Here is a 17,897-nt window from a genome sequence, read left to right as displayed (position 1 = left end):
GATCCGATGGACACACCGGCGTCGGCCGAGCTGCGGTCCATCGAGCATCTGTTTGCAGAGCAGTTCATTCAGCTCACCGAGCGCGTGTTCGTGGCGGTGGGCTATGGCGTCTCCACGTTCTCCTTCGTGCTGGGCGACACCGGCGTGGTGGCTGTCGACGGCGGCAGCATCCCCGAGCGAACCTCCCATGCGATCGCGGAACTGCGGCGCCGCACCGATCTGCCGATCGTGGCGCTCGTGTACACCCACGGCCATCCCGATCACACCGGCGGTGCCCCCGCGCTGATCGACGAGAACCCCGACATCGAGATCTGGGGAGTGCAGCACTTCGGCGACGAGGCGCGGCGATTCGCCCGCAACGGCGTGTCGATCGCGGGCGCCCGCGGACTGCGCCAGGCCGGATTCAAGCTGCCGCCCGACAAGCGCATCAACAACGGCATCGCACCGGCGGTGTACCCGAAGGCGGGCGCGCTGGCGGGCGGTCCCGGCGGGGGCCCCGACCCGCGCACCTTCCCGACCAGGCGGTTCGAGGGCTCGGCGATCATCGAGATCGGCGGTGTTCGGCTGGAGGTCTCGCACAACCCGGGCGAGACCGAAGACCAGATCATGACGTGGTTCGCGGACGAGCGGGTCGTGTTCGCCGGCGACAACATGTACCGCTCGTTCCCCAACCTGTATGCGATCCGGGGCACGCAGTACCGCGACGTGCGCGACTGGTGCGAATCGGTCGACCGGATCCGTGCCATGGAGGCGGATCATCTGGTGTTGGGCCATACCACGCCGTTCTCCGGCGCAGCCGAGGTCGACGCCGCGCTCGAGACCTACAGCCGCGGCCTGTGGCACATCTACAACGAGACGATCGCCGGCATGAACGCTGGCAAGACACCCGACGAACTGGCACACGAGGTCACGCTGCCGCACGACCTCGCGGATCATCCGCTGCTGGGCCAGTACTACGGCAACGTGGCGTGGTCGGTGCGGGCGATCTTCAACGGCATCCTGGGATGGTTCGACGGCAATCCGGCCCAGATGAACCCGCTGCATCCCGCCGACCGGGCTCGGCGGCTGGCGGCGCTAGCCGGCGGCCCAGAGGCGCTTGTGGCGTCTGCACGGGAGGCGCTCGCCGATGGCGAGGCGCAGTGGTGCGCAGAGCTGTGCGACCTGGTGCTCGCGCTCGACCACGAATCCGATGCCATGACCCGCCTCAAGGCCGACGCGCTCGATGCGCTCGCCTACAACCTGGTGACTGCAACCGGCCGGAACTACCTGCACACCTGCGCGCAAGAGCTGCGGGAATCGCTCGACACCTGAAGGCCTGAGCCCCCGGGCTTGAGCGGCCCGCGAGCGATGCGATCGATATCGCGCCGTGTGCTGTGCAGGATCAGCGGAGGTGGTCGGGAACCTCGACGCCGAGTTCGGTGCCGATGTCGTAGAAGCGCTTGTTGACGGGCACGCCGACGGCGTCGACGATGCGGTTGATGCCTTCGAAGCTGGCGCAGACGGCAGCGGCCCGGGTAGCGGCACCGCTGCCCCCGGCGGCGATGAGGTCGGCTCGGGCTATAGGCAGCTCGTCGAAGTCGAGCAGGGCGATGGCATCGGTGAAGGCGAGGAGTTCGTCGCCGAGGGGGAGCTGCGCGCCGAGCAGGGGCCGGGTGACGGCTGGCACGTTGATCGGCTGGCCTTGGGCGTTGGCGCTCTCACGGAGCATCCAGGTGTGGCCGAACAGTCAGAAGAAGCACTCGTTGAGCCACGACGTTCGGGCGGCCACGAGTTCCATCTGCGGTCGCGTGAGCTCCCTGCCGGGTTCGACGTCGTATTGGTGGATGACCTTGTCGGTGATGTACCACGCCGCGCCCAGGGCCGCCTTGGTGGCCTTCTCGCGCGGGAGGGCCGATAGTGCGGTGGGGGCGAGGGCGACGCCTACGGTCGGGACCCAGGCGTTGACGATGGCCGCCCCATCTGCCACTTCGGGCGCAGGCGCTCCGTCGACGGCGCCGGGCAGCACGTCAAGCTCGACATCGAGGCCGATGCGGTAGGAGTCGATGCTGGCGGTCTGGGCCACAACCGAGACCAATTCGACATAGGCCAAGATGTCCCGGCCGCTGTCCACCCACGCTTGGACGTGGGATTTCCGGCTCGTCATCGCGGCCGCTGCCACGCGGGCCACCGCCTCGGCGACGACGGGGTCGAGGTCAGGTCCTGTCTCGGCCAGACCTCGTGCTACCCGAGCCTGTGCCGCCATGGCCAGCCGCTCGGCCCCGGTGAAGAACGAGCCAGGCGCAGAGATCGCAGCGAGAGCGGACTCGATGGCACCCTCGGCGTCTGGATCGCGAAGCGGTGCCGTTGTGGTCTCTGTGACTGCAGCCATCCGGCGAGCGTAGTCATGACGGCCCCGCCATCAGGCGAGTCAGCCTCTAGCGGACGGTCCCTGCAGCGCTGTGACGGGCGACGATGGCACCGGCACTTGGGCTGACGCGCTATCAAATGGGCCATGGCGGAACTGCGGAAGCCCGACGCCGAGTTCCCTGCCTACGACGAGGCGTTTGACCGTGACGGCTCCGTCCGCCCGCTCTACGCGGCCATCGTCGAGCGTTTTTCCAACTTCGACACGGCTGAGCTGCGGCGCCGCGAGGGCATCATCGAAGAGGAATTCCGCCGCCAGGGCATCACCTTCACCGTCTATGGCGACTCGCAGGGCACCGAGCGGACCTGGCCGATGGACCTGTTCCCCCGGCTGATCGCCGCAACCGAGTGGCAGGAGATCGAGCGGGGTCTGGCCCAGCGCGTCACCGCACTGAACCGATTCCTGGCCGACGTCTACACCGGCGAGGGCGCAGCCATGGCCGACGGCGTGGTGCCTGCGTGGCTGGTGCAGTCGTCGGACGGCTTCGAGCGCAATGCCTTCGGCGTCAGCGTGCCACACGACGCGCACTGCGTCATCGCAGGCATCGATCTGGTGCGCGATGCCGAGGGCCAGTACCGGGTGCTCGAGGACAACCTGCGCAACCCGAGCGGGATCAGCTACGTCATCGAGAACCGGGCGGCGATGACCAAGGCGTTCCCCCGCGTGTGGGAGGACCACACCGTCGAACCGGTCAGCCAGTACGGCCGGATGCTGCGCACGGCGCTCGAATCGGTGGCGCCCACTGGGTCCGGCGACAAGCCGCTCATCGTGATCCTGACCCCGGGCATCTACAACTCGGCCTACTTCGAGCATGCGTTCCTCGCCCGGGAGATGGGCGTGGAGCTGGTCGAGGGCCCCGACCTCGTCGTCGATGAGCATGTCGTGTACCTGCGCACCATCGAGGGCCTGGTGCCGGTCGACGTGATCTACCGGCGCATCGACGACTCCTTCCTCGACCCGGTGTCGTTCCGACCGGACTCGACGCTGGGTGTGCCGGGGCTGCTCGGCGCCATGCGTGCGGGCACGGTGACGGTGTGCAACTCGATCGGCAACGGCGTGGCGGACGACAAGGCCATCCATCCCTACGTCACCGACCTGATTCGCTACTACCTGGGCGAGCAGCCGATCCTGCCCAACGTCGAGACCTATGTGATGTGGGAGCCCGACCAGCGCGAAGCGGCATTCGAGCGGCTCGACGAGCTGGTCATCAAGCCAGTGGGCGAGTCTGGGGGATACGGCATCGTCATCGGCCGTGACGCATCCGACGAGGAGCTGGCGGATGCACGGGCTGAGATCGAACGGGATCCGCGCAACTGGGTGGTGCAGGAGGTGGTGGAGCTGTCCACGCTGGCCTCGTTGTGCGATGACGTGCTCGAACCGCGCCACCTTGACTTGCGTCCGTTCGTGATCACCGGCGAGCGGACGCAGGTGTTCCCCGGCGGCCTGACGCGGGTGGCGATGAGGAAGGGCTCGCTGATCGTGAATTCGTCCCAGGGCGGCGGCTCCAAGGACACCTGGGTGCTGGCCGACGGTGCCCACTCGAACGGTGCCTCGGCACAGGAGCCCGCCCGATGATCCTGGCGCGTCATGCCGATTCGCTGTTGTGGGCCGGCCGTTACCTGGAGCGGGCCGACACCATCGCCCGCTGCGTGTCCGTGGAGACCAACGCCGTGATGCACCGCCAGGCCACCGAGGCCCGGCTGGCCTCGCGCCGGCTGGTGCAGGCGTTGGGATTACAGGACGAGTTCGTGGCCGCGCAGGTCGGCACCGGCCCCTATGCCGTCATGGATTTCCTGGTCTCAGACGATTCGCATCCCGGTTCGGTGGTGTCGTCGGTGCAAGCCGTACGCGAGAACCTGCGCATCGTGCGCGATCGCATCCCGGTCGAGCTGTGGGAGGAGGCCAACAGCCTGCACATCCTGATGCAGAGCGCCAAGTCCGTCGGTGCTGCTGCGCGGGAGCAGACCGGCGGCGAGGTGTCGCGCATGTCGGTCATCACCGCCCGGCGGGGGTGCCGCTCGCTCAGCGGCGTGATGACCGAGTCGATGAGCCGCGACGAGGGCTACGCGTTCATGGAGGCGGGCCGGCTGCTCGAACGCTCGATCCTGACGGTGGAGCTCCTGAAGTCGGGTCTGGGCACCGGGAGCGACGTCTTTGACGGCAACCGCCTGCTGGCGTTCACACACTCGCTGCAGGCCGCACGGCGCGAGCTGGGGCACTCGCCGCAGTGGCATGCAGTCGCGAAGTTCCTCCTGCAGCACGAGCAAATGCCCCGCTCGGTGCTGTGGTGTCTCGGACGGGTCGAGCTGCGCTTGGATGACCTTGCCGCGGCAGCGGGCGCGGTGGCCACTCCCCGCCGGCGCGCCGGGGCACTGCGGGCGCACTTGGAGTACGGCGAGCTCGACGAGCTGCTGGCCGAACCCGAGGCCGAGCTGGCCTACTTGGGCTCGGCGCTGGCTGAGCTTGCCGCCGATGTGCACGCCAGCACGGTGGCGAGATCGAGCTTCGCCGAAGTTCATGCGCAGTTCGTGCGGCCCGGTGACGGGAACGGCAGGCCGCAATGAGACTCGACATCGCCTACCGGCTGCACTTCACCTACGCAGAGCCCGTCTCGGAGTCGCAGAACGAGATCCGGGTACGGCCCCGCGACGACCTGCGCCAGCAGGTGCTGTCGTACCGGCTGACGACAACACCGGCGACCCGGGTGCTGCAGACGCGCGATTACTTCGGCACCACCGTCGACCACCTCGGCATGCGAGCGCCGCATGACGATCTGCTGGTGGTAGCCGAGGCATCGGTAGAGACCACGCCGACCGACGGCGCCCCGGCGCCTGTGAGCTGCGAGCGGCTGAGTGATCAGCAGTTCGTCAACGAGCACGTCGAATACCTCGCGCCGTCCCAGCATGTGCAATGGGGCGAACTGGTCAACGAAGTGGCCTCGTGGGCGGTCCGCGGCGCTGCCGACGACGTGTGCGAGCGCGTGCTGGCCGTTGCCCAGGCAGTGCCCACGGTGCTCGCCTACGAGCGCGGCTCCACCTCCATCGGTGTGACGCTGGAAGAGCTGATCGACGGCGGGCGGGGGGTCTGCCAAGACTTCGCTCACCTCGCTGTGGGCATGCTGCGGTGCATCGGAATCCCGGCGCGCTACGTCTCTGGGTACCTGTTTGCGCTCGACGAAACGAGACCCGACCAGGGTGCTGATGCCCAACCCGCTGACGATGCCAGCCATGGTCTCGTCGGCGAGGACGTGTTCGCTCCGGAGCGTCCCGTCGCGGCCGACCCGACGGCGATCTCCGTGCAGACGCACGCATGGATCGAGGCAGCGGTGCCCGGCTACGGATGGCATGCGCTCGACCCCACCAATGGCGGGCTCGTCGGCGAACGGCACGTCGTGATCGGCTACGGACGTGACTACAACGACGTCCCGCCGGTGCGCGGCGTGTTCAACGGCACGGCTGACGCCAAGGTGGACGCCGAGGTGATCATCGCCCTGCCGACGGCGCCGGTCTCGATGGTCACCGAGCCGATCCGCCGCCAGGCCCGTGTTGCGGTGAGTCCTCCGATTGATGCGGCGGCGCAGCAGCAGGCCGCACAGCAACAGCAGCAGTAGCGAGAGGCTGAGCCGGCTACCAGGGATCGATGGGGTGCTTGCGCCCCTCACGCGGCGCCGGTGCGGGGAACGTCGCCAGCAGGCGGGCGATCAGGTCTCGCGTCTCGGCCGGATCGATGATGTCGTCCAGCAGGAACGACCGGGCGAACTCCAGGCCGGTATTGCGCTCCTTCCACTCGGCGACGCGCCGGTCCCGGATCTCGCGCTGGGTCGCGTCGTCGGGCGCAGCCTCAAGTTCGTCGCGGTACACGATGTTCACCGCGCCCTCGAGGCCCATGCCGCCGAATTCGGCAGTCGGCCAGCCGACATACAGGTCGGGGTCCAGCGCGTCGGAGCCCATGGCGTAGTAGCCGAGGCCATACGCCTTGCGCAGGATCACGCCCAGGATCGGCACGTCGGCAGCACTGACCGCCACCAGGGTGCGGGCGCTGTGGCGCACGATCGCAGATTTCTCCGCAGCCGTCCCGATCATGAAGCCGGGCGTGTCGCACAGGAACAGCAGCGGCAGGTCGTACGCATTGCACAGCTCGACGAAGCGTGAGAACTTGGCCGAGCCTTCGGAATCGATGGCTCCCGCCCCGAACATGGGGTTGTTCGCCAGCACGCCGATGCGGTGCCCCTCGATACGGCACAGCGATGTCGACAGGCATCGCCCGAAAAGCGGGCGCAGCTCCATCACCGAGCCTTCGTCGGCCAGGATCTCCACGATCTTGCGCACGTCATAGGCGCGCCGGGGGTTCTCGGGCACCATCGTGCGCAACGGGGTCTGGTCGTGGGCAACCGGCGGCGGGGGAGCCGCCACGTCGGTGAAGTACGACAGGTACCTGCGGGCTGTCTGCAGGGCCGCTGTCTCGTCGTCGACCACCAGATCGACAGCACCGGTTCGTTCATGCAGCGACATGGGGCCGAGTTCTTCGGGGGTCAAGTCCTCGCCGGTCGCCGAGCGCACCAGCGGCGGCCCCGAGAGTCCCATCGTCGAGTCCTTCGTGGCAATCACCACGTCGGAGGTGCCGGCGATGTTGGCCTGGCCGGCAAAGCTCGGCCCCGACAGGATCGTGACGATCGGCACCAGGCCCGAGAGCCGTGCGAGCTGGATGAAGGTGGTCGCCGTGCCGCTCTCGTAGAACAGCTCGGTGGCGCGTGCTCCGGCGCCTTCTGACCAGAAGATGACGGGCCAGCGGTTGCGCTCGGCCACTTCCATCATCCGGTCCGCCTTGCGATGGTTGGTCGGGCTCTGGCTGCCGCCCATCACGGTGTAGTCGTAGGTGAAGGCGCACACCGAGACGCCGTCGACCTGCCCAACGCCCATGACGAGGCCGTCGGCCGGCCCATCGCCCAGCGAGCGGATCTGGGGCTGTGCGAGCTGGCCGTACTCGACGAACGTGTCCGGGTCGAACAGCGCGGCGATCCGCTCCCGGGCGGTCCAGCGGCCTCGTGCGTGCTGGCGGGCCACTGCCTCGGGACGGGTCTCGTCCAGCGTCGCCTCCCTCGCCGCCATGGCCTTTGCCAGCAGCGGTGGCATCTCGGGTTCAGGGACAGCTTCGTCACTCACGCGCCAAGAACTTAGGGATCGCGCGGGCGGGCCGCAGCGACGGCGTTAGGGTGCGCGGCGTGAAGCCGACTGACGAGGCGTTGGCCGAGCGGCGGGCGCGGGTCGCGAAGCGCTGGGAGCTGACCGACGAGGTGGTGCTGCTGCGGGCGGGCCAACCGGCGGGCTGGTCGGGAACTGATCAGCACTTCGCCTTCCTGCCGCACCCAGATGTGGCCTACCTGACCGCCGTGGGTTCGCCGGGCACGACGCTCGCCTACGACGCCACGGCAGACGGATGGGAGCTGTTCGGACCCCGCTTCACCCCGGAACGGCTGGTGTGGGAGCAACCGCCGACACCCGTCGGACGGCCTCTCGACGAGCTGGAGGAGTGGCTGGCGCAACGCAGTGACCGCACGCTGATCGAGCTGGGCGCCGGCGCCGCGATGCCCGAGGTACTGCCCGCCCCAGCAGAGTCGGTCGACGAATCAGCGCCTGATGGCGCAGCAGGCGAAACCCCCGAGCCGACACCCGAAGCGACTGTGCTCCGGCTGAGTGCTGCGGTCGCGCTTGAGCGCATGACCAAGGACGAGGCCGAGCTGGATGACATCCGGCGCGCTGCGGCTGCCAGCACGGCCGGATTCGAGTGGGTGTACGCCCACGCGGCGCCGGGCATGACCGAACGCGAGATCCAGATCGGCATGGAGGCGCAGTTCTACGCCGCGGGTGCCCCTCGGGTGGCCTACGACAGCATCGTGGCCTCGGGCGCTCACGGCGCGTACCTGCACTACGTGTATGCGGGCGACGACCCGTTGCGACCCGCCACCCGGGCGATCGAGGCCGGCGACCTGCTGCTCATCGACGCCGGCGCGCAGTTCGGCGGCTACGCCAGCGACGTCACCCGCACGATGGTCGTCGGCGCCGACCCCACCGACGAGCAGCAGTTCCTCTGGAACGTCGTGCTGAGCGCCCAGCAGCAGACCATCGACATGTGCCGGCCGGGGGCCGTCTGGAAAGAGGTGCACCTGGCCGCTGCACGCATCTTGGGCGCCGGCCTGGTCGAGATGGGGCTGCTGCGCGGCGATCCAACTGAGTTGGTGACCGAGGGCGTCGTGGCGCTGTTCTTCCCCCACGGGCTCGGCCACCTGCTGGGCCTGTCGGTGCATGACATCACCAGCGTCCCCTACAGCCGTGAGCCCAGCGACGATCCGGTGCTGGCGAAGCTGGGGCCGAACCGAGTCCTCGAGCCCGGCATGGTCACCACCGTCGAGCCGGGCATCTACTTCATCGACGCGCTGCTGGGCGACCCAGCCCGGCGGGAGAAGTTCGCCGAGAGCGTCGTGTGGGAGCGAGTGGACGAGCTGCGCGGGTTCGGCGGCATCCGCATCGAAGACGACGTGCTGGTGACCGACGGCGATCCCGAGGTGCTCACCGCCGCAATCGCCAAGCCGATCCGCATCGGCTGAAGCTGGAAGCGCCCACGACGTGCTTGCAGGAATGTGCGACGGCAAGAAGTACAGGTTGGCTAGGGCATGAGCTACGACGCCATCGTTATCGGCGCAGGTGTCATCGGCACAGCGGTCACCTACGAGCTGGCCCAGCGCGGCTGGCGGGTGGTGGGCGTCGATCGCAACCCTGGCGCCGGCCAGGGTTCCACCAGCTCGTCGTCGGCCATCGTGCGGTTCACCTATTCCACGCGTGCGGGCGTGGCGATGTCCTACGAGGGCTTGCAGTACTGGCTGAACTGGCCGCAGCACATCGGCGACTGCGACGAGGCCGGCTACACCACGTTCACCAAGTGCGGGATGCTGACGCTGATCAGCGGCGACGGTCCGCACCTGCTGCCCGTGCCGCACTTCGAGGCGCTCGGCGTGCCCTATGAGGTCTGGAATCGTGACGAGGCGGTCGCGCGGCTCGGCCACTTCGACCTGTCGCGCTTCGGTCCGCCTCGACAGATCGCAGACCCTGACTTCTGGGCCGAGCCCACCTCGCAGCTCGACGGCGCGCTGTGGACGCCGGAAGCGGGCTACATCGGCGACCCGCAGCTCGCAGCCCACAATCTGCGGCTGGCGGCCGAAGCCGCAGGGGCCGAATTCCGTTTCGGCGAGACCGTCGTGGGGATCGCCGGTTCGGGCCGAGCCGAGGGCGTCGTGCTGGCCGACGGCGCTGTGCTGTCAGCGCCGGTCGTGGTGAATGTGGCCGGCCCGCACAGCAGTGCCATCAACGAGCTGGCAGGGGTGCTCGATGGCATGACAGTCAGCACCCGGCCGCAGCGCAAAGAGGTGTACCACGTGCCCTCGCCGGCAGGTGTCGACTTCGAGCGCGTGGGTGCGGCGATGGCCGACGACGACTGCGGTTGCTACGTGCGACCCGAGGTGGGCAACAACATCCTCATCGGCTCGCTCGAGCTCGACATGGACGACTTGGAATGGCTCAGCACCGACCAGATCGACGGCTGCTCGCAGGACCTCTCTCGCGAGCAGTGGGAGACCCACGTGCTGCGGTTCGCCCGCCGCATGCCCGAATTGGGCCTGCCGCACCAGCCGAGGGGCGTCGTGGGTGTGTACGACGTCACTGACGACTGGATCCCGATCTACGACCGCACGTCGCTCGACGGCTTCTACGTGGCCATCGGCACCAGCGGCAACCAGTTCAAGAACGCGGCGGTGGCTGGCCACTGCATGGCGGAGCTGATCGGCGCTGTAGAAGCCGGCCACGACCACGACGCCGACCCGCTCGTGGTCACGGGCAAGCACACCGGTTTCGACATAGACATGGGCACGTTCTCTCGCAAGCGCGACCTGCACGGCTCGTCGATGTCCGTGCTCGGCTAGGTGGCCCTCAAGCTGCCGCCTCCGCAGCTATAGCACCTGTGTCAACCGGCTAGCGCCAGGCGCTGTGCTTGATGGTTCGCCTGGCTAACGCCATGCGAACACGGGCTGCTCCAGCTCGTCGACACGGGTGTTGAGGCCGTCGTAGGCGACGGCTCGGAACTGGTAGAGCACGGCCCCGGTGGGTGCGTGGATGAGATCGCCGCCGATGGGGACCTGCACGACGGGACGGTCGCTCTCTGGGATGCTCACAAACCGCGGCGAGTCGGGCCGGACCAGCTCGCGCAGCGAGACGCGGTGCACTGATGCGACTTCGGCGGGATTCGCGACCGGCTCCCGGTCGTCGGAGAGCCAGAACACGAACGGGCTGATGACGTAGCCAGAGCGTGTCGGGTAGTCGTCGAGCTGTCCGAGCAGGTCATCGCCGGTCAGCTCCAGCCCGACTTCCTCAGAGCACTCCCGGATGGCTGCTTGCAGCGCCGTCTCACCGTCATCGAGCCGCCCACCTGGCAGCGCCCACTGCCGTGGGTGCCCGCGCAAGTTCGAGCCCCGCCTCGTCAGCAGCACGGCTGCTCCGCCGGCGGTTCCTTCGACATGGCCGGTGAGCGTCGGGTCATCGGCCGCGCCGGGAACCTCGGCCAGCATGTCGCGTCGCTGGGTGGCATCCAGACCGGTGAATTCTGGGTCCGCTCCGTGCAGATCCGCGTGGCTGTCCAGCACGATGACGGCGACCGAGGCGCGCTTGCGGCCCAGTTCCGGATGCCGGCGCACATCGTGGCGGGCCAGGTTCGCCCCAAGTCGTTCCCGCAACGCCTCGTCGTGGGCGATGTCGGCGGTCTGCGGGCCAGGGGGCATAGCCGTCGAGTCTGGCACTTGGCTGTCCCGGCCCGCCGGTGAGCGCGACTCTCTACCATCGCTGGTCGTGAACGCTCAGCGTCAGATCGTGCTGGTGGGCTTCTTGCAGGCGCAGAACTGCACCACCATTCCGGCCGCGTGGCGGCATCCCGATGCCCGTCACGACGTCACCACCTTCGACTACTACCGCCACATCGGCCAAGTGCTCGAGGCCGGCTGCTTCGATCTGGGCTTCTTCGACGACCGCCTGGCGATGCCCGACATGTATGGCGGCGATCACCGGCACACGGTCGAGGCGGGCATCCGCTGCGTCAAGCTCGATCCGGTCACGGTGCTGACCGCCATGGGCATGACGACCAGCCGGCTCGGTCTGGGCGCCACCTACTCGACGACCTACTACGAGCCATTTCACGTGGCCCGTGTGTTCGCCACGCTCGACCACCTCACCGGCGGGCGGGCGGCGTGGAACGTTGTCACGTCGGTGAATGACAACGAGGCCCGCAACATGGGCCTGGCCCAGGCGCCCGCCCACGACGTGCGTTACGACCGGGCGGACGAGTTCATGGAGGTGGTGCACGGCCACTGGGACACGTGGGAGGCCGATGCGATAGCGGCCGACCGCGATGCGGGGCTGTACGCGCACGGCGACCGGGTGCATCGGCTCGACCACCAGGGGCAGTGGTTCTCGTCACGAGGGCCGTTTACCGTGCCGCGCACACCCCAGGGCCATCCGGTGGTGATCCAGGCCGGCCAGAGCGGGCGCGGTACCACCTTCGCTGCCCGCTGGGGCGAGCTGCTGTTCGTGAGCCAGGTCCGTCTCGACAGTGCTGTCGAGCACTACGCCGCCGTGAAGTCGCAGATCGAGGCGCTCGGCCGCGACCCCGACCAGGTGAAGATCACCAACCTGACGTTCCCCGTGGTGGGCCGCACTATGGCCGAAGCCGAGGACCGCCGGGCCGCGTACGACGAGCTGCCGACCTTGGTCGACGACCTGTCGCTGCTGTCAGAGGGGCTGAACTTCGATTTCGCCAGCCGCGACCTCGACGAGCCGCTGTCCGACGACGACCTCGATGCCATGACCGGCATCCAGGGCATTCGCAACCAGGTGCTGCAGATCACCGGACGGGCCAATCCCACCGTCCGCGACTTCGTGCAGGTGTCGGGCCGTGGCCGGCTGGCGCACCCGACCGTGGGCGGCCCGGTCGAGCTGGCCGACTACTTCGAGGAATGGTTCACCGAGCGTGCCGTCGACGGCTTCGTGATCGCGGGCACGCACATGCCGGGGGCGTTCGACGACTTCGTCGAGCTCGTCGTTCCCGAACTGCAACGTCGAGGCCTGTTCCGCACCGAGTACTCCGGCACAACGCTGCGTGACCACCTCGGCCTGCCGGTCCCCGATCCGGGAGCCTGGCGCTTGGCTTAGCTGGCCGTCTGCACAGCAGCGTCAGGACTTCCAGGGGCAGCGTCAGGCGAGTTGCCGTGACCGGCTGGCTCAGCGCAGCGTCGAACGCGCGTGGGCAGCCAATTCGCTGGCGGTGGCGGTGTGGATATTGCCGAGCGCCGTCACTTCGGCGAGCGCTGCGTCGAGGGTCGGCATGCGGAACGGCTGGCCTGCCAGCCACGGCCGCAGCGTCAGCATGAGCAGGCGGCTTCCGGCGGGATGCTCGGTGCCGTCGCGGTGCATGCGGGCTGCGGCGCCGGTGATGATCTCGCGCCAGCCATCCAGCGGCACCCGCCGGTGCCACAGCGCGAACTCGTCGTCGGCTTCGAGGAACAGCGGCGCTGACACCATCGGCGGCGTGCCGAGGGGCCGGTTCACGCCAGCCAGCACGCCCTCGGTTGTCATGAGAACGGGCTGCTCGTCGTTGGGCCAGTCGAGCACGGTGTCAATCCCGGCCTCCGCCAGCAGGGCCGGGGTACGGAACGACTCGACCCCCTCGGCGGAGAACCAGGTGGTCGGGCGGATGCCCGTGGCGGACTCGATGGCGTCGAGGCTTCGAGCGATGGCGTCCCGCTCGTCAGCTTCAGAATTCTTGGACGTGATGAGTTGGGTCGCCGCAATGCCTCGCCCGGCGATCTCGCATCCGCGCTCAACCAGGTGCGAGGCCAGCCACCCGTAGTGCTCAGCAGTCAGCGCATCGACGGCGACGGTGACGGCGATGCCATGGCGATCCAGCAGGTCGAGCAGGCGGAAGATGCCGACCCGGTGGCCGTACTCGCGGATCGTGAGCTGGGGGTAGTCAGGCGCGGGCAGGCGTGCCAGACCGCCGCTTCGACGGCGCAGCGAGTAAGCGTCGGCCGGCGGCTCCCACTCGACGTGCTCGAGAACGACCACAGCGCTGACGGCGAGCGGGCTGCGTCCCGGCCACTCGAAACGGCCGCGGCCCGGCAGCGGGGACCACTCGTAGTAGGGGTGGTCCATGCCGTGCTGGTGCTGGGCCGGGCCGAACTCGTAGCCCCCGGTTCGGCCTGCCGCAGTGCTGTCCCCCGCGGCACGGTTTGCAACGTCGGAATCGGCAGCAGCGGTGCCGATCGCTGACGCACCGGCAGTTGTTGCGCTCGGACGATCAGGCCGCGGTTCAATCTGATCGCCTGCGGTGTCCGGCCTCGGTGGCGTCGAAGCCGGCTCGGGTTCGTGGGCGACGAAGTTGTCGTAGTGATGTTCGAGATAGTGCTCGGCGATACGGCTGGCCGTGGTCTGCCACACGTCGTCGTGGCTCATCAGGTAGTCGAGCATCGCTGCGAGCCCGTCGACCCGGTGCGGCATGCCCATCAGGTAGGGATGCAGCGCCACGCACATCACCCGACCGCCGGCGCCGTCGTCGGCTTCGCGTCGCAGCACGTCGAGCTGCGCCTTCGCCATCGCCACGAATTCGGCGGTGTCGAAGTGCTGCGTGAACACCGGCACGTCGTTGAGTTCCATCGAGTAGGGCACCGACACCAACCGCTGCCCGCTGCGGGTTGCCAGCGGCACGGGCTGGTCGTCGTGGAACCAGTCGGCGTGGTAGATCAGCCCCGCTTCGGCCATGAGATCCGGAGTCAGAACGGTGTTGGAGACCGCCGGGCCGAGCATGCCGCGTAGCTGTTGTCCGGTGTGGCTGCGCAGCGCTTCGATGCACTCGATGTAGAACGCTCGCTCGGCGGTCTCGTCGATCGACGAGATATAGCGGGTGTTGTAGATCCCGTGGGACATGATCTCCCAGCCGCGCTCCACCATGGCAGCGCCCACTTCGGGGTAGTGGTCGAAGACGGCGAGATTGGTGGAGGCCGTGGCGACAATGCCGAACTGGTCCAGCACGTCTGCCATGCGCCAGAAACCCACCCGGTTGCCGTAGTCGCGGTAGCCGTAACCCTGCACATCGGGGTGCGGCGAGCGCACCCAGGTGTTGCGCTGCGGATCCCGTGGCGGCAGGAACTCGTAGTGCTCCACGTTCGGAGCGATCCATAACGCCACCCGTGCATCGTTCGGCCACCGGACCCGCGGCCGATCCACCATCGGCAGGTACCTCACCCGGTGCGGCGGCAAGCTGCCGGGCAGCGGTGCAACCAGCCCAGTTGCCGTGTCATTCATAGGTGGCTCCTCTACCGGTCGCTGATGCGAGCGATCCCGTCGGGGCGGTGGGTTGGGCGCGTGTGACGTTACGCCGACATGCAACTTGAAGTCGCTTGACACCGCACAAGTAGCATCGAACCGTGACCGACGATCAGGACGCGTCCGGCATCAGACCGGTACCGGGCGACAAGCGGCCCCGACCGGCGCTTCCGCCACCCGGGTCAAGCCCCGCACGGCCACGGCGGTACGTCCCCCGGCAGCGGCCCGGTGACCTGCGCCGGATCCCGCAGCTCTTCGGAGACACCTTCTCGCTCCTCGGAAGGCGGTGGCGCCCGCTCGGCGAGTACGCGGTCGTCGGCGCGGCCGGTTACCTCGTGGCGTTCGTGATGCTGTTCCTCGGCCTGAACGCCATGTTCGACGGTCAGTTCTTCGCCAAGCTGGACGAATTGAGCGATCCCAGGGGCGATGCACCGGCGGACTTCGGCGCTTGGCTGGAGTCGTTCGACGTCACGCCCACCGCGACGGCCATCACGCTGCTCGTTTTCTTCATGGTCGCGAGCATGCTCGGCTATTACGTGCAGGACATCGCCACCACCTGGGCAGCGTTCGACGACGTGAACGGGCGGCCGATCAACGACGGCTCGAACTTGGCCACGGCGTTCCGGCGCATGCCGAAGATCGTGCTCCTCGCTGGCGTCATGTGCATGGCTGCGTGCGGGCCATGCCTGCTCTTGACCTTCTTCACGCCGCCAGGGATCTTCGTTCCCTTCCTGATGCTGTGGGCGCTGGCGGCGATCGTGTTCGGCCCCTTGTTCGCCGTCTACTTCGTGATGGCATACCTCGAGCCGGGACTTCCTTCGCCCCGACGCTGGTGGCGCCTGGTGCAGGGTCGCAAGGCCGCCATTTGGGGTCGCATGGTTCTGCTCACGTTGGCATTCGGCGTCGTCGGGTTCGTGGCCTCGTCGATCCTGGGCTTGCTGCCGCTGCCGGACCTGTACGGAGACCTCATCGCCAACGTCATCATCTCGCCGCTGATCGTCGCTGTGCTCGCCGTGGCGAACTTGCTGGTCTACGCAGATCTCGCTGCGGGCGAACAGCCCGCAGACCCGCAAACGGAGGTTGAGCCGCTGGGCTGATGTCGGCAAGTCCGGCTTGACTCGGCACAGTCCTTCCGCTCTCCGAGGGGTTCGCTAGTTTCGCTGCGTGCCCGTCGGCCGACCGCCGCAGCAGGAAACACCGCAGATCGTTCGTCAGATTCCGCGAGCGGCGCCTCTCGGCCCGATCGAAGCATCTGGAGAGCCGCCGAACGACCCGCCTGTTCCGTTCTTCTGGGCTCCTCCCTCCGAGCCTGAACTCCAACCTGAACCCGGACGGCTCCGGCCGATCCCTGCGCTCATCGGCGACACGTTCCGCTTCATCGTCCGCCAATGGCGCCCGCTGCTGGCTACCGCAGCGCCGGCTGCCGCCGCCGTCGTCGCGCAGTGGCTGGCGCTGCAGTGGGCGTACGAGCAGGTCTTCGATGACATCCCCCAAAACACCTCAGGACTCCGGCTCGCGCTCGGCACAGCCCTATCGATGCTGGCGTTCGCGCTCGGCACTCATTTCTTCAGCATCGCGGCAGCCAGCCTCGTCGTGCAGCGTGCCCGCAACGATCCAGCTCATGGCATGGCTGCGGCTCGCATGGCGATGCGCAAGCTTCCGAGGGTCACTGTCATCAACCTCTTGTTCGGGCTCGCACTCGCCGTGGTCTACGTGCCGCTCCAGTTACTCATCTACTCGACGCTCCTCGACTCCGAATTCGGATTCCTCGCGACGTGGCTTCCCTTGGTCGTCGGCATCCTCGCCTACAGCGTCCCGCAGATCAACGTCTACTTCACGGCGATCATGCTGGAGGATCCTCGACCGAAGTTCCGCCGCGCCCGGTATCTCGTGCGCGGCCGACGAGGCCTCGTCCTCGGACGGGCGCTGTTGTGCCAGATCGTGGTGGTCGCGCTTCATGCGGTCTGGCAAGCCGTGGGACCTGAGTTCGACTCTGTTGCTTGGGCCGTCGCTCGCATCTTCTTCACCGTTACCGAGCTGACCATCCTCACGACCGCCCTCACGCTCCTCTATGTGGACTTGGCAGGGGTTTCTGCCGACGAGGCGGCCATGGACCAAGGGGAGGCTCTGTGCGATGGTCTTGAGGGCGTGGGTAGCGAGTTCTCGCAGCGGCCGACTTAGCTTTCCGCCGTGGTTGACGACAGGCGACACCGGCCCATTCCTGACCTCATCGGGGACACGTTCGGCATCGTGGGCCGGCGCTTTCGCGAGATTGCGGTGATCGCCATCGTCGCAGCCGCCGTTGCGGTCGTCTCGGTCGCAGCGTTCACGTCGGCCTTCGACATCGTCAACGACGAGGTCTTCGAGAACCCCAGGTTCGAAGAGTTCTTGGACCTGACAACAAATGAATTCGCCGGGAGCGAAGAAGTTGAAGCGTCGCTAGAAGCCTGGCTCGACTCCATCGACAGAAATCGTCTGGTCAATGCGGGGCTGCTGTTCGCAGTCAGCGTGCTGGTCTGGCTGCTGGGCTGGGCCACGACCATCGCCTTCTCGTTGGTCGCTCTCGACGATGTTGAAGGCCGCCCTTCGGCAATCGGACCCGCACTGGCAACCGGGCTTGCGCGGGTACCGAAGGCGATCCTGCTGTCGATCATCTACCTCGCCCTCTTGCTGGTGCTGGTGGTCGCACTGGGGATTGTCTTGTTCGTGCTGTCCTTCATGCACCCGTATCTGGGCATCGCCGTTTTCGTGATTGGGATCGTGGGCGCTGTCGCATACTTCGTGCCGCTGATCCAGATGCACTACGTCATCGCGTATCTGGAGCCGGGTTTCCCGTCCTTTCGGAGGTGGTGGCGGCTGCTCACCGGGAACAAGGCGGCGACATGGGGGCTGTCAGCGCTGATCGCGCTGGCGAACATCGCAGCGGGGTTAGTCCTGTGGCTTGGCCTGCTCGCGCTGCCGAGTCCCTACGGAGACTTCATCTCCAACGCGATTGCGGGACCCGTCCTCGGCGCGCTGTCGGCCATTGCCTATGCGTTGATGTACGCGGACTTGTCGGGTCGGTCTGCGTGCTGAAA

At 67.8% G+C, this 17,897-nt stretch carries 15 protein-coding genes; 10 read left to right on the top strand and 5 right to left on the bottom strand.

The features are described 5' to 3' along the window. Positions 1–6: 6 nt before the first annotated feature. Positions 7–1,311, top strand: a complete 1,305-nt coding sequence (locus ACOGI5_RS15605) for an alkyl sulfatase dimerization domain-containing protein (protein ID WP_419865322.1) — start codon at positions 7–9, stop codon at positions 1,309–1,311. 70 nt (positions 1,312–1,381) lie between these two features. On the opposite strand, the gene ACOGI5_RS15600 is transcribed toward ACOGI5_RS15605, so the two are convergent. Together ACOGI5_RS15600 and ACOGI5_RS15595 are read right to left on the bottom strand one after the other, a co-directional pair. After that, on the bottom strand, positions 1,382–1,708 hold the full coding sequence (locus tag ACOGI5_RS15600) for a hypothetical protein (protein WP_419865321.1): 327 nt from the start codon (positions 1,706–1,708) through the stop codon (positions 1,382–1,384). 18 nt (positions 1,709–1,726) lie between these two features. Continuing rightward, positions 1,727–2,368 (bottom strand): hypothetical protein, encoded by a 642-nt coding sequence (locus ACOGI5_RS15595; protein ID WP_419865320.1) that lies wholly within the window; start codon positions 2,366–2,368, stop codon positions 1,727–1,729. A 123-nt stretch (positions 2,369–2,491) separates the two neighbouring features. Between ACOGI5_RS15595 and ACOGI5_RS15590 the strand changes: the two genes are divergently transcribed. The 3 genes from ACOGI5_RS15590 to ACOGI5_RS15580 are packed head-to-tail and all read left to right on the top strand — an operon-like array spanning position 2,492 to position 6,014. Further along, positions 2,492–3,979: a circularly permuted type 2 ATP-grasp protein gene (locus ACOGI5_RS15590; RefSeq protein ID WP_419865319.1), complete on the top strand. Its 1,488-nt coding sequence runs from the start codon at positions 2,492–2,494 to the stop codon at positions 3,977–3,979. Further along, a complete protein-coding gene (locus ACOGI5_RS15585) occupies positions 3,976–4,968 on the top strand; it encodes an alpha-E domain-containing protein (RefSeq protein WP_419865318.1) in 993 nt (330 codons plus the stop codon). Before ACOGI5_RS15590 ends, ACOGI5_RS15585 begins: the two co-directional genes overlap by 4 nt. Next, on the top strand, positions 4,965–6,014 hold the full coding sequence (locus ACOGI5_RS15580) for a transglutaminase family protein (RefSeq protein ID WP_419865317.1): 1,050 nt from the start codon (positions 4,965–4,967) through the stop codon (positions 6,012–6,014). Before ACOGI5_RS15585 ends, ACOGI5_RS15580 begins: the two co-directional genes overlap by 4 nt. Before the next feature lie 16 nt (positions 6,015–6,030). Here the strand turns inward: ACOGI5_RS15580 and ACOGI5_RS15575 are convergent, their stop codons facing one another. Beyond that, positions 6,031–7,566, bottom strand: a complete 1,536-nt coding sequence (locus ACOGI5_RS15575; protein ID WP_419865316.1) for an acyl-CoA carboxylase subunit beta — start codon at positions 7,564–7,566, stop codon at positions 6,031–6,033. Between the two features lie 59 nt (positions 7,567–7,625). Between ACOGI5_RS15575 and ACOGI5_RS15570 the strand changes: the two genes are divergently transcribed. Then, positions 7,626–9,008, top strand: a complete 1,383-nt coding sequence (locus tag ACOGI5_RS15570) for an aminopeptidase P N-terminal domain-containing protein (protein WP_419865315.1) — start codon at positions 7,626–7,628, stop codon at positions 9,006–9,008. A 66-nt stretch (positions 9,009–9,074) separates the two neighbouring features. Continuing rightward, positions 9,075–10,376: an NAD(P)/FAD-dependent oxidoreductase gene (locus tag ACOGI5_RS15565; protein ID WP_419865314.1), complete on the top strand. Its 1,302-nt coding sequence runs from the start codon at positions 9,075–9,077 to the stop codon at positions 10,374–10,376. An 84-nt stretch (positions 10,377–10,460) separates the two neighbouring features. Here the strand turns inward: ACOGI5_RS15565 and ACOGI5_RS15560 are convergent, their stop codons facing one another. Continuing rightward, complete coding sequence (locus ACOGI5_RS15560) at positions 10,461–11,228, bottom strand: NUDIX hydrolase (protein WP_419865313.1); 768 nt, start codon at positions 11,226–11,228, stop codon at positions 10,461–10,463. A gap of 67 nt (positions 11,229–11,295) precedes the next feature. Between ACOGI5_RS15560 and ACOGI5_RS15555 the strand changes: the two genes are divergently transcribed. Beyond that, complete coding sequence (locus ACOGI5_RS15555) at positions 11,296–12,651, top strand: LLM class flavin-dependent oxidoreductase (RefSeq protein ID WP_419865312.1); 1,356 nt, start codon at positions 11,296–11,298, stop codon at positions 12,649–12,651. A 69-nt stretch (positions 12,652–12,720) separates the two neighbouring features. Here ACOGI5_RS15555 and ACOGI5_RS15550 read toward each other — a convergent pair whose 3' ends face one another. Continuing rightward, entirely contained in the window at positions 12,721–14,799 is a 2,079-nt protein-coding gene (locus ACOGI5_RS15550) for a polysaccharide deacetylase family protein (RefSeq protein WP_419865311.1), read from the bottom strand. Positions 14,800–14,921: 122 nt separating this feature from the next. Between ACOGI5_RS15550 and ACOGI5_RS15545 the strand changes: the two genes are divergently transcribed. The 3 genes from ACOGI5_RS15545 to ACOGI5_RS15535 all read left to right on the top strand — a co-directional run bounded on the left by ACOGI5_RS15545 (position 14,922) and on the right by ACOGI5_RS15535 (position 17,895). Continuing rightward, complete coding sequence (locus tag ACOGI5_RS15545; RefSeq protein WP_419865310.1) at positions 14,922–15,917, top strand: hypothetical protein; 996 nt, start codon at positions 14,922–14,924, stop codon at positions 15,915–15,917. A 67-nt stretch (positions 15,918–15,984) separates the two neighbouring features. Continuing rightward, the gene (locus ACOGI5_RS15540) at positions 15,985–17,001 is read left to right on the top strand and encodes a hypothetical protein (protein ID WP_419865309.1); all 1,017 of its coding nucleotides are present in this window, start codon (positions 15,985–15,987) and stop codon (positions 16,999–17,001) included. 9 nt (positions 17,002–17,010) lie between these two features. After that, positions 17,011–17,895 (top strand): hypothetical protein, encoded by an 885-nt coding sequence (locus ACOGI5_RS15535; protein WP_419865308.1) that lies wholly within the window; start codon positions 17,011–17,013, stop codon positions 17,893–17,895. Positions 17,896–17,897: the final 2 nt, after the last annotated feature.

The organism is Candidatus Poriferisodalis sp. (assembly GCF_965208925.1).
Taxonomy (GTDB): domain Bacteria; phylum Actinomycetota; class Acidimicrobiia; order Acidimicrobiales; family Poriferisodalaceae; genus Poriferisodalis.
Note: the sequence above shows the minus strand (reverse complement) of the source record. Positions and strands in the feature narration are given on the sequence as shown.

Bases quoted from the DNA above. Each gene is read 5' to 3' on its own strand.
- ACOGI5_RS15565 (WP_419865314.1), top strand. From the start codon at position 9,075: ATGAGCTACGACGCCATCGTTATCGGCGCAGGTGTCATCGGCACAGCG.
- ACOGI5_RS15590 (WP_419865319.1), top strand. From the start codon at position 2,492: ATGGCGGAACTGCGGAAGCCCGACGCCGAGTTCCCTGCCTACGACGAG.
- ACOGI5_RS15605 (WP_419865322.1), top strand. From the start codon at position 7: ATGGACACACCGGCGTCGGCCGAGCTGCGGTCCATCGAGCATCTGTTT.
- ACOGI5_RS15595 (WP_419865320.1), bottom strand. From the start codon at position 2,368: ATGGCTGCAGTCACAGAGACCACAACGGCACCGCTTCGCGATCCAGAC.
- ACOGI5_RS15580 (WP_419865317.1), top strand. From the start codon at position 4,965: ATGAGACTCGACATCGCCTACCGGCTGCACTTCACCTACGCAGAGCCC.
- ACOGI5_RS15560 (WP_419865313.1), bottom strand. From the start codon at position 11,228: ATGCCCCCTGGCCCGCAGACCGCCGACATCGCCCACGACGAGGCGTTG.
- ACOGI5_RS15550 (WP_419865311.1), bottom strand. From the start codon at position 14,799: ATGAATGACACGGCAACTGGGCTGGTTGCACCGCTGCCCGGCAGCTTG.
- ACOGI5_RS15585 (WP_419865318.1), top strand. From the start codon at position 3,976: ATGATCCTGGCGCGTCATGCCGATTCGCTGTTGTGGGCCGGCCGTTAC.
- ACOGI5_RS15600 (WP_419865321.1), bottom strand. From the start codon at position 1,708: ATGCTCCGTGAGAGCGCCAACGCCCAAGGCCAGCCGATCAACGTGCCA.